The sequence below is a fragment of the Paenibacillus oryziterrae genome (genome assembly GCF_042610485.1).
Classification (GTDB): Bacteria; Bacillota; Bacilli; order Paenibacillales; family Paenibacillaceae; genus Paenibacillus_AQ.
The window spans coordinates 27,569-39,739 of record NZ_JBGJZO010000017.1; the positions used below are offsets into that span (position 1 = coordinate 27,569).

Consider the following 12,171-nt stretch of genomic DNA (forward strand, 5'->3'; position numbering starts at 1 on the left):
TATGGATACCTTCTTTAACGTTGAAATTGAAAGTAGTGGTTATGTACATGAACATTGGAATCTTCCGTGTTAAAGTCCAGCACATATTCTTTGGAAACAGCGCGATTAATTAATTTATAATGTTCTTCATCCACTTCAGAGTCTGTTGAAAGGATAATAACTTGATCTCCGCACCTTGGGATGAAATTCTCTATGATACTTTTTTTATGAGTCTGATCCAAGCGTCCCAACAAAGTGTCAAAGATAAAAGGTAATCTGCGGTTGGAGCTTTTGGCCATTGCCCAAATGGTAGAGAGTAAAAGTATTTGTGTTTCTCCGGCTGAAAGATTGCCTTTTAAAATTTCTTCATTTAATGAATTGTAAAGTCTCAATTGAAATGTTTCCGGATGGATCCATAGCCGTACGACAAAAAGTTCTTTGCGGAACAAAAGACGGAGCATTTTGGCAGCTTCGATTTCAACTTCTTGGAGTTTTTTAGTAAGCTGAATTCTTCGGAAATGTCTACTGACCTCGGCTAATCGAGTTGAGACAGCAAATATGTTTTCGGATTTTTTATTTTTCATCTGTTTTTCTTTAGCAACGCTCAGCAACCGGCGTAGTTCGAGAAGTTCTTCCTCTAAATCGGCAAGTATAGTTTGTTTTTGAATTTTATTATGTTCAAGAGAGGCAATACCTGACTGTGTATCGGTAATGTTTCTAAGTAATTCATGCAACTCGCTAGTATTGTCATTTTCAGTGAGTTTTTTTCGTAAGTTCTGGCTTTGTTTAATAAGATCCGTATTCTTTTTGAAATTGTCCACGAGAGAAGTGGGATTGAATTCCTTAATTTGATTACAGATCGATTGTATTTCAGCTTTTTGTTCAAAAGAAGCGCGATGAACCGGCTTAGGCAACTTTTGGGAAAGAAACTTAACAATTTCTTCTCGGAGCTGCTGGGCGGTTTGCGGACTAGTTATGGCAATATTACCTTTTTGCTGCATTTGATTCAAAATATATTGAAATCCATCTGCCTGGAATAAGGTATCAATATTGTTAATGAGTTCGTGTTTGATTTCATCCTGCATTTGCTTTTGAATATTGGCAAGCTGACCCTTCACAAGAGCAAATGGAAGCAGTGAAGAAATGTCTTCTCTTGTCGCATCCATTAGATTTTTGCGATTTTGTTCGATTTCATTATTTTTTCGAAGCAGAGTTTCTCTTTGTTCTTTCATTAACCCGCCATGTATTTCATAATTTCGGAGTAGCTCGTTAACAAATGCAGTTTTTTCCTCCAACTGCTTTTCCAGCTCTTCCAGCTCGTTCGCCATATTTTCTTTTTGTATCTGTAAGGTGTCATGATGGGAGTTAAGTTCAATTAACTCCTGTTGGTCTTCAGATAGGCTATTCTGAATGTTCTCCTGTTTTAGATACGTATGAAGATCAGATTCGAGATTCTCAAACAAATCCAAATTAAACATGACCTTGGCTGTTTCCCGCAAATAGTCTGATAAGATTTCATCGGAAATAATATGCGATATTTTTTCTCCGTCAAACAAACATAGATCCATCAGCTGAGGCGGAGTATTTTCACGCAGTTTATTGTGGAATAATTCCCGATCTATTTGGGAGAGTTCCACACGATTCCGAAGTACTGTGAAGTCTTCTTTCAGATTGTTCTTATTCAAGGACCAGCTTCTGCGGATCGTATACAGATTTTTTTTAAAATCCTCCACAATCTCAACATCCAGTATGATTTGGTAACGATTTTCGCGGTTCTTTTTTGCTATATTATTTAATTTGGCTTGTACTTTGTCGTAATAAGGTAAGGATTCGGATTTATAACCATAAGCAAGCGCGCCGAATAGGGCAAGTTTGACACTCTCTAAAATAGTGGTTTTTCCAGATCCGTTTTTCCCTCCAAAAAGGACGACATTTCGTTGACCACGTTCTGTTCTTAAATCAAAATCGTAACTGCCATGAAAGGCACCTATGTTAGTAATTCTGAGACGTATAAATTTCATAGTTTATAACCTTCAACTTGTCCGAAATGTAATTTGTCTTGACTTAGAACGCGATTGAAGTCTTGCAGAAGACCTCTTCGAACTTTGAATCCCAAGTGATTTTTTTCAATTCCAATCAGTTTCTTCATCAGTTCCATATCAACGTTATACTGATTGCAAAGCAATTCCAAATCAGTAATTTGTTCTGGTTCAAAGAGGGGACGGTCATTAAATTCCCAATCCAAGTCTTCTCCAAATACTTCTTGATAAATGGTAGGGAGAGAATCATCCCAGTCTCCGTCCTCTAGCCAGTACTTGCGGATAATACGCAATTCGTCATCCTGGATAAGTTTGTAGTCCGGGTCGTACGGATTAGCTACGACCTTTTGTGTTTCAAGGAGCTCTCTTAATATCATTTGGCGAGCTTTTAGAGTGAACGGTCCTAGACCTAGCTCCTTGTCCTCACCTTCTCCCACAAAATAAATGGAACCGTTCATACGATGTTTTTCCCGATAGTCACGATTTTCACGGATATCCGACAGCCAGTTACGAAATTTTAGAAGCGGGGTAAGCCAGGTCTCGCCACTTTCAATAAAGCCTACAAGGGCCTTATCTTCTTTAACCACTGTGCATACCCAGCAGCCAAAACGGCTATTACCACAGGAACCAGCACTTTCCTTGATCTCTTTATCTACAATTAATGGACATTCACCGCTGCTAGAGTTTTGGTATAAAGCATGAAGTTCATTATTATCTGCCCCCCAAGGAGTTGTACCATTATTGCTCAAAAGAAAAGTCCAAACGTCATCTAAAGTAAAGTCCCTAATCGGTGCATAGACATATGCATTAGCCAAAGAAGAATGCCTCATAAGAGTTTTTCCATCGATGGTGTGAGATTCCATAACTTGAGCACGGCTTGAACTTTCTGAATCTCTTACTCCAAGTACCATGATGACTTCGCCGAACTGAGATACTTTATCGAGAATAAACTTATTTGCCGGATCAATTTTCATACGATCTGTACACCAGCGAAACTTCTGACGAGGGGAGGGGTAACCTTTGCCGATCAGAGAGGACCAAAAAGTCTTCTCTGCCGTGGGTTTCACTTTGTGAGTTTCAATGGGTATCCCTGTTTCTAGGGCTAAATTTTGAATTTGGAGTAGAGTTCTGTTAATGGAAGAGATAATCAAAGGTGTTTCAACGAGCGTATCCGAAGAAATCACAAATACTTTTTTATGGCGCTGTTCAGGTTGAAGGCGGCTTAAAGCTTCAAAAACAAGTTGAACGACAACAGAGGAATCCTTGCCACCACTGTAACCAACAACCCAAGGCCGGTCATCGGCTAGGTATACGTCCTGGATGTCTTTGATTTTCTTATCTATACGATTAGACTGATCTAAGAGTCCAAATAACATAAGGTATCATCCTATCTTTATTTTTTCTTCTAGCAAGGTCTCTTGTTCGGTTAAAGAAAGTCCTATACTAAATTTAATTTGGTTTGCGGTCAGTTGAATCGTCTCGTTATTCTTATTGATTCTGCCTGTAGTCCCGAAGGCTCGTCCTAACCAGACCTTGTTGCTTCGATGCCAGTCTACTGCTGACAGTTTGGTCAAAAACTCACGCCAGTCAGTAGGATGGAACGTAAATAAATAATTACCTACAATACCGATTGCTTCAAGAAATACTCCATGAGTATTTATGTAATTGGATCTAAGATCGGACGGCGAAAGCAGCTTTTTCATTACGAGTTGCCACTCCGTCATAGAGTGGCAGAGTTCTTTCCAAAATTCTTCTAGGAAGATTTGTTCGGGTTCTGAGATGAATTCTCCTCGCTTTTTGTTTAATATCCTGCTGTTGGTCTGGAATAGATTGCTTAAAGCAAACAGTTTGGGAGAATGCTTGGCGAGAGATTGTTTTTCTCGGTCAGTATAACGTTCTAGTAAGGGGATTTGAGATATTAATGTTTTGGTGATGTTGGCCAACTGATCCCGATGCTCATAAAGGATTCCTAGAGAAGATGTTGTATTAACTGCATGGCGATTTAGATCAGCGAATAATTGTTGGCTCTTGAGTAACCCTGTATCTTGGAAAAAGACGACGGAGATAGTCTCCGTTCCAAGTTCAGGAGCAATCTTTAGTGCTTCTTCAATAGCTGCTCTTCGATGCTGACCGTCATTAATGAGAAAACGGGCATCAAGAGAGATGGATAACCTCCCTATATCCTTAACTTGGAGGTCATCGGAGAATGGGACAAATTCCATTTCGCCGTCAACGGATGAAGTCAGTGAAGAGAAGGCATAATCCTTAGGATTATTTAAAATGTAATTGCAAATTTCCGGAATCCTAGCTTTGTTAAGAGAACGCTGAGCACGATGCTCAGGCGGAATTTCTTCTTCATCAAACAAAAAAATTCTTGGGATTAACTTTAGAGGACACATGGCAACAAAATATTCATTACCTGCTTGTACACCTCTAATAGCTGGGAAGTTATAACTAAATGTTTGTTCCATAGAAACCTCCGATTACGTACGTAATTTGTGTTTATTATAAAAGATATGTAATAATTCTACAAGTACTAGATTGTAAGTAGATAGAGTTTTTTACTTGTTTCAGCATATACTTCTGGATCTTAAATTATTATTGTTTATTAATTTATACCAACCATACTTGGCGCATTTCTGTATTAAAGAAATCAATTTTTATGAGGACTTGGAACAGGGAAGCCCGAGTTCTCTAAATAAAGGGATTTAGTTCCTTATGTTGAAATAAATGAAGAATGAAAATCATAAATTTTACCTAAGAGAAAAAGGAGGGTGATATATATGAATCATATACAAGCACAAGGTACGTTCATTCGAAGTGGTGCTTTAGTCTTTCGTACAAAAGCTGAACTTCGTTTCCGAGAAGGAAATGGACAGCGGCTGCTACTGATTGGCCTTAACCCGGGTTCTTGTCAGCTACTCCATAAACATGAGTGGGCTTCTTTTCTTGAGCAAGAAATGCGAAGCGTAACGGGAGATATTGCTCTTGACCCAACCATGAAACAGATTGTGAATATAATAGAAGAAGCTGTTCCCGCTTTCAGCGGAAATTTACATATACTAAACCTGTTCAATCTACGCAATGGAAATATAGATAATGCACTGCAGGAATACAGTAAGCTGAAGCTTGATCCTCATATTTTACCATTGTTAGAAACGGACTTTAAACGGGATATCATATTTAGCCAGTATAGCTGTGTATGGTTGGGTTGGTCTCAGCACAGTCATAGTGAGCTTAATCTCCGGAAAAAATCAGTGAGGCAGTATCTAGCTTTGGCAGGTACTCCTGTATTAGCACGTTTCCGAAATGATAACTCAAAAGATCATCATGTGTGGCATTTCAAGCCCCAAATGAAAAATCAGTCTGATGAATACCGGAATTACATCGTTCCGTTATTGTCTAACCATCTCATGGCCCATTAAATTTATGTTAACCACCTTCCATAGACTTGAGGTCCTATCCATGAAACAAGGCATTTACGAGCAAATTATCAACAACATCACCCGTCAACAACTGGAATCTCTGGATCCCGGCGTTTACGATATCGGTAAAGAGCCGCTTGATGCAGAAGAGGCTAGGAAACTACTGACCTCATACTTAGCAACTGTGACTCGCAGGGCCTTAAAGGTAGTAAGGGAAGCCAGTGATGATAAGGAAGCTGTAGTGGCTCAAATACGGATATGTAATGACATCATAGCGACTTTACGGGATGCAATGGGTCCAGAAGAATATAAAGAATTGCAACTGGATGAACAGGGAGAAGTACTGACTCATATTTTCTCTAAAATCAATCATATTCGTGCATTCAAGAATGAGAAAGTGGCTCGTCCAGCTACTCCTTTGTCTCAGAGTTCTTTGTTCACAGGGGCGCATTCTGAACCAAGTATGCTGCATGAACTGAAACAAGAGATCCTAACGTCTGATCGAATTGATTTCTTGGTTTCTTTCATTAAATGGAGTGGCTTGCGATTTCTGATGGATTCACTGGAGCAATTCACTTCAAATGGTGGTCAGCTAAGAGTCATTACCACGACCTATATGGAAGCAACGGACTATAAGGCGGTCATGGAGCTCGGTAAATTGCCCAACACAGAAATCAAAGTTTCCTATGACACAGAGCGAACCCGGCTTCACGCTAAAGCATATGTGTTTAAGCGTGATACTGGATTTACTACTGCATATATTGGCTCATCTAATCTCTCTAATCCAGCATTAACTAGTGGACTGGAATGGAATCTGAAGGTAACAGAGAAAGACTCCTTTGATGTACTTCAAAAAGTGGAAGCTACATTTGAAAGCTATTGGAACGCTCAGGAGTTTAAAAGCTTTTTGCTATCCGATCCCGAACATGAGATGCTCCTCCAGCAAGCCCTTCGAAAAAGTAAACTCAACAATACGGAAGCATTGTATTTTCCTTTTGAGATCACACCCTATGACTATCAGAAAGAAATTCTTGAAAAGCTGGAAGCGCAGCGAACTCTTTTTGGACGAACTAAAAATTTGGTCGTAGCTGCTACAGGCGTTGGCAAAACTGTGATTTCTGCATTTGATTATAAGCAGTTTGCCCAGAAGCATCAGAGAGCGAGATTACTGTTCGTTGCTCACCGGGAAGAAATTTTAAAGCAGAGTAGAGATACTTTTCGCTTTATTGTAAAAGATCTGAATTTTGGGGAGCTACATGTCGGTAGTCATCAAGCTCAGTCCGTTGATCATCTGTTTATCAGTATTCAGAGTTTAAATTCCATGGGCTTAACGGAAATGACGACTCCAGATTTTTATGATTATATTGTTGTGGACGAATTTCATCATGCAGCTGCACCGTCTTATCAAAAATTGCTTACTTACTATACTCCGCAAATACTTATGGGTCTTACAGCGACTCCGGAGCGCATGGATGGGAAGAATGTACTTCAATATTTTGATGATCGAGTCGCAGCGGAAATTCGGCTGACGGATGCTATTGATCGCAAGTTGCTTAGCCCGTTTCACTATTTTGGAGTAACAGACTCCGTTGACCTTACGAAGGTGAAATGGTCCAGACGAGGATATGATCTCTTTGAACTAGAGAATCTCTACACCCACGATAAAATAAGGGCTATGCAGGTTCTAAATAGCATGAGAAAGTATGTTACGGATATGGATCAAGTTAAGGGTCTGGGATTCTGCGTTGGAGTGGAACATGCGCTTTATATGGCCAATATCTTCATTGAAGCAGGGATACCGTCGCTTGCCCTTCATGGTAATTCTAGTGATGCGGAACGCCTTACTGCTAAGCAGCGTCTCGAACAAGGTGAGATTCAGATAATCTTTGTTGTTGATTTGTATAACGAAGGGATTGATATTCCAGCGGTGAACACGATTCTTTTCCTTCGTCCTACAGAGAGTTTAACGGTATTTCTACAACAGTTGGGGCGTGGACTACGTCTGTACGAGGGGAAAGAGTGCCTAACGGTTCTTGATTTCATTGGACAAGCCCATCAGGAGTATAACTTCCAGGATAAGTTTCGTGCGCTGATCGGTAAAACCAAACACTCGGTGCAGCACTATGTGGATAACGGGTTTGCTAATTTGCCGCGGGGTAGCTTCATTCAGCTTGAGAAGCAGGCTAGGGACTATATTCTTCGTAACTTAAAACAGCTAACCACGAATCGACGAAGTCTGGTGCGCAAAATCAAATATTTTGAAGCCGATACCGGTTTGAAGCTTACTCTGGAGAATTTCGTTAAGTATCACGGGATGAGCCTCTATGAGTTTTATGGAGGTAGAACAGGAAACCGCTCGTTGCAGGGGCTTAAAGTAGAAGCAGAAGTGATTGAGCCGTATACTTGGGATAATGCTGACTATTTAACCAAACGTATTCCGGCATTGCTAAGTATAAACTCACAGAGACTACTAAAGTTTCTACTTAGCTATTTGGAGGAAGAGGTAAGTCCTCAAACAGAAGAAGAGCAGCTAATGCTGAATGTACTTTACTATACCTTTTATCGTTCTGAGCCTCAAAATAATCGGTTCTTGAATGTCCAGCATGCTCTTGAGTCTACCTTTACGTGCGAGGCCTTCCGGGAGGAAGTAATTGAAATCTTCAAATATAACCTGAATAATATCGACTTTGTGGATAAAAGGAACGAATTCCCTTATGTCTGTCCTTTAGATATTCACTGCAAATACTCTATGGATCAAGTGCTTGCGGCATTTGAATATTGGAATGAAGAGAAGGCTCCGAGTTTCCGGGAAGGTGTAAAGTATTTTGAGGAGAAAAAGACAGATATCTTTTTCATTACGCTGAACAAGTCGGATAAGGACTTCTCGCCTTCGACTCTTTATGAAGACTATGCCATCAATGAACGATTGTTTCACTGGCAGACCCAGAGCCGAACCTCGGAAGAGTCCAAAACTGCTCAGCGGTACATCCACCATAAAAAGATGGGTAATCGAATTGCTTTGTTTGTTCGTGAATACAAAGAAGAGAATAACTATACCTCTCCTTTTATTTTCCTAGGTGAAGCGGAGTACGTTAAGCATGAAGGGAATAAGCCTATCAGTTTTGTGTGGAGACTAAAGGATGAAATGCCTCCGGCATTGGTGCCAGTAGCGAATAAAGTAATAGGTTAATAACTTTGCTGAATATAAAAAGGGAATTTATTGTATCAATTAACTCAGAATCGAGCTGACCCCTATGAAACCAATCAGCCTTATTAAATTCGGCGGCATTACCTTGATCCTTTCGGCCATTCTCTTTTTGACCCAGTCTCTATTTCTTCTGCCGATGCCAATTCCTCCGCTGGCGGATGCGGATCTAATGACGTGGCTCACGAAATGGAAGACCAATATCGCGATGGCGGACGAGCTGCTGTTCTTTGCCACGGTATTGTTGATCCCTTCGATCGTTGCTTTGTACCGGATATTGGTGAAGGTAGATCGGATTAAAGCTATATTCGGCTGCGGTCTGTTGGCAGTGGTCATACCCGTTAATATAGTCCTGGACATTATCCTGGGGCGGCTAGTCTATCCGGTGTTTGATATCGAACTTTCCTCTGATATCTACAAGCTGGTAATTAGTTTATATTATGGTGGGATGCACATGGTAGCGATCATCTTCACTGCAGCTACCCTTATCTTGTGTTTTGCCATAAGAAGAAGTGGGCTTGGCAAGCCTGTAGCCTATCTTGGTTTTGTGGTTGGAATACTGGACTTGGTCGGCGCGTTTCCTTGGTTGATTAGTGCTACTATGGTATTTGTCTGTCAGTTGTTCTTCTGCGCATGGTTTGTCCTTCTCGGGATAAGGATGCTAAAAACGGAAAAAGCAGCATAAGTGAGGTTGCAGTACCTATTCCGAAATCTCATAGCTTAAAGTAAAGAAGGTTCGCTTTCTCGCGCTTTTTCTATTTTTTTTGCAGGAAAAAAGTTCCAAATGTCGAAATATTCAGAATCGAAGAAGCGACATGGGGGATGGAGTATGGCAAGAAGAAAGAGCAAAGCAAAACAGGAGCAAGAGTTTTTTGAAGGACTTGCGGGTATCGCAGCAGTTTCTTTTGGACTTGTTGGTTTTCTGATTTCCAAGTCATTGTATGGTGGAATAGTCGGTGTTATCCTGGGGGTGGCAATTGTAATCTCCATCATGGGGTATATTGGGAACAAAAGAGCAGAACGCTTGAAGAAGTCCGGAATTGCTGACATTGACAAGATGGATGGTGTCCAATTCGAGAAATACCTGGGCCATTTACTCCGAGCTCAAGGTTACAAGGCTGAAGTAACTAAGGCCGCTGGCGATTTCGGTGCCGATCTGCTTATTCAGAAAGATGGCAAAAAAATCGTCGTTCAGGCCAAACGATACAGTAAGAACGTTGGGATCAAAGCAGTTCAGGAGGCACAGGCATCAATCGCTCATTATGGAGCTGCTGAAGCCTGGGTCATATCAAATAGTGATTACACAACAGCTGCTTATGATCTGGCTAACTCCAACAGAGTGAAGTTAATAAACCGTGAGGCGTTAATCGAAATGATTCTAGCTATGAACCAGGGATCTGTGCCTACTCCGAAAGCTGTTATTATGGAATCCCCGGCTGATGAAGTGATTTGTCCCAAATGTGGAAGCAAGCTTGTACTTCGTTCTGGGCCAAAAGGTCAGTTCTATGGCTGTAGCAGATTTCCGAAATGTCGGCATATCAGATCGATAACCGCAGTATGAAGTCAAGGTAAGTAGAGGGTCACAATAAGGACTGTACTTTTTATTTAGTATCGGAATGTATTGCATGTGTTTTCTCTCCCAAATAATCAAAGAAAACGCTGTGGAGATTATCGAGTAACCGATAGAGATCATATGCAAAGGAGTTAATGTAAAATGAGATATAACTTCCGGCGTCCGCTGATGGTTATTATTGTGGCGCTGCTGGTGAGAATGTTGGTAGGTAATGTTTCTGTCCTGCTCGGGATGAAGCCGGAATCGGCATCGAGCTTGGGTATGGCCGCAGCCGTTCTATCCGCATTGTACCTGTTCACGCGCTTCAAGAAGCAGAACCGTAAATAAGCTTTTGGACTCCATAGAAGAGTGACTCGGATACCTGTGACAATTGGTCACGGGTATTTTACTTTTTAACCCTCTAACCCAATCCCGTCCCTATCGTTTATACTAATAAGACAACACTTCTAAGGAGCTGCGGAATCGATTATGAATAAAAAAGAAGTCGCGCACATTCGCAAACATTTTAAGCTGGACCATGATATGCTCAAGCTTTTTGAGATTCTTAATGTATATGTTATGAAGGAAAGCAGTGAAATTTATCATTACGAGTGCCAACCGTTCGAGCTGGTGGATCGGGAGAAACAGGAGCTGTATATCGGCAATTTCAAAAAATTGCTGACCGGCGAATTGGGCCAGAAGCTGTTCGAGTTACGGTTTCAAGACGAAGCGGAGGAGCCTACGAAGGTGCTGCTTCATCAAGGGCTCGTGACGGGAGACCCGGAACAGTGGCAGGACCTGATGCTCCTATTGGTGGACCGGATGCTCAAGGATACCAAGCTTGAACGGGATACAGTGGTAACCTTCGTTCGCGGGCAATACTTCCGGCCGACTAAGAGCCGAAACGATGAAGCTGAGGAGAGCGAGAAGAATGAGATGTTCGCACATCCGTTCATTTTGTGCAGCGTGAACACTACGGAGCCGCAGCGGAAATCGTTGTTATTCGATTATGTCGAGCGGGAATTCAAGTACAACATCATCGTTGACCCCATCATCAAATTGAGTACACCGGAGCAGGGATTCTTCTACCCTAGCGTGACGGACAACACCTCCGATGTGAACCGGGTTCTATATTGCGCGGGCAAGGCGAATGAACCGAATCTGCGTTTCATCGATGAAGTCCTGAATGCCGAGAAGACGGTAACGGCGCTGGAAGAGCGGGTTATATTCGAAGAGATCGTGAAAGAAGTGGCGGGGGATCAACTGGATACGGCAACGTTAGCTCATGTCTATGAGGAGATCCACCAAGTCATTGAGTCCAACCAGGAGGAAGAAGCGCCTACGCTGGATTTTAAAGATGTGGAACGTGTGCTGACGGCAAGCGGCGTGGAGAATATATCCTCGGAAAAAATGGAGCGTGCCTTCGAGACCGTCGTCGATGACCGCAACTACGAACTCAAAGCCAGCAACGTGATACCGAAGTTCACCACCAAGTCGATCAAGATCGAAACGAAGGTCGCAACCATCTCCATCAGCCCGCAGGATTTAAGATATGTGAAGCAGGTGAATTTCCAGGGCAAACGCTGCATCATGATCGAGGTTGACGAGGATGTGGTCATTGAAGGTTTCACGCTTACTACGGAAACGCTGTAGCCGGAAACAGGATGCTGCTCACGGTCATAAGTCTGCTCACGGTCATAAGTCATGCCTAATCGAACACTGGGTTGCTCTCCGTCGCAAGTCATACTTTATTCGAACATAGCTGCTCTTTCGTCACCGGGTCATTTTGTGATTTAACATCCATTTAACATGCCTCATATGATCACATGATATAACAGTAACTAGTTATAACAATAATAACTATGTGTATTAAACTTAGACAATTGAGGAAAGGGAAAGAAGCAACGAAGGGGAATTTTGGAACTGTAGGAGCGTTAGCGTTCGCCTTTGTCTCCGGATTTCATCCGCTAC

At 41.7% G+C, this 12,171-nt stretch carries 9 protein-coding genes; 6 read left to right on the forward strand and 3 right to left on the reverse strand.

All coding sequences use genetic code 11. From position 1 onward, the window contains the following. Positions 1-14: 14 nt before the first annotated feature. From dndD to dndB, 3 genes are read right to left on the reverse strand one after another with little or no spacing between them, the layout of a single operon-like run. Entirely contained in the window at positions 15-2,000 is a 1,986-nt protein-coding gene (gene dndD, locus ACAN55_RS16855) for a DNA sulfur modification protein DndD (RefSeq protein ID WP_379135230.1), read from the reverse strand. Then, the gene (dndC, locus tag ACAN55_RS16860) at positions 1,997-3,394 is read right to left on the reverse strand and encodes a DNA phosphorothioation system sulfurtransferase DndC (RefSeq protein WP_379135233.1); all 1,398 of its coding nucleotides are present in this window, start codon (positions 3,392-3,394) and stop codon (positions 1,997-1,999) included. Before dndC ends, dndD begins: the two co-directional genes overlap by 4 nt. A gap of 6 nt (positions 3,395-3,400) precedes the next feature. Beyond that, positions 3,401-4,489, reverse strand: a complete 1,089-nt coding sequence (dndB, locus tag ACAN55_RS16865) for a DNA sulfur modification protein DndB (RefSeq protein WP_379135236.1) — start codon at positions 4,487-4,489, stop codon at positions 3,401-3,403. 312 nt (positions 4,490-4,801) lie between these two features. On the opposite strand from dndB, the gene ACAN55_RS16870 reads away from it, so the two are divergent. The 6 genes from ACAN55_RS16870 to ACAN55_RS16895 all read left to right on the forward strand — a co-directional run bounded on the left by ACAN55_RS16870 (position 4,802) and on the right by ACAN55_RS16895 (position 11,853). After that, positions 4,802-5,443 (forward strand): DUF1643 domain-containing protein, encoded by a 642-nt coding sequence (locus ACAN55_RS16870; RefSeq protein ID WP_379135239.1) that lies wholly within the window; start codon positions 4,802-4,804, stop codon positions 5,441-5,443. 40 nt (positions 5,444-5,483) lie between these two features. Continuing rightward, positions 5,484-8,633 (forward strand): DEAD/DEAH box helicase, encoded by a 3,150-nt coding sequence (locus ACAN55_RS16875; RefSeq protein WP_379135244.1) that lies wholly within the window; start codon positions 5,484-5,486, stop codon positions 8,631-8,633. Between the two features lie 64 nt (positions 8,634-8,697). Then, positions 8,698-9,333, forward strand: a complete 636-nt coding sequence (locus ACAN55_RS16880) for a hypothetical protein (RefSeq protein ID WP_379135247.1) — start codon at positions 8,698-8,700, stop codon at positions 9,331-9,333. Between the two features lie 144 nt (positions 9,334-9,477). Next, the gene (locus ACAN55_RS16885; RefSeq protein ID WP_379135249.1) at positions 9,478-10,209 is read left to right on the forward strand and encodes a restriction endonuclease; all 732 of its coding nucleotides are present in this window, start codon (positions 9,478-9,480) and stop codon (positions 10,207-10,209) included. Between the two features lie 153 nt (positions 10,210-10,362). Continuing rightward, entirely contained in the window at positions 10,363-10,548 is a 186-nt protein-coding gene (locus ACAN55_RS16890; protein WP_379135252.1) for a hypothetical protein, read from the forward strand. Between the two features lie 141 nt (positions 10,549-10,689). Next, positions 10,690-11,853, forward strand: coding sequence for a DUF4317 domain-containing protein (locus ACAN55_RS16895; RefSeq protein WP_379135255.1), 1,164 nt, complete (start codon positions 10,690-10,692; stop codon positions 11,851-11,853). The last annotated feature ends 318 nt before the right edge of the window (positions 11,854-12,171 follow it).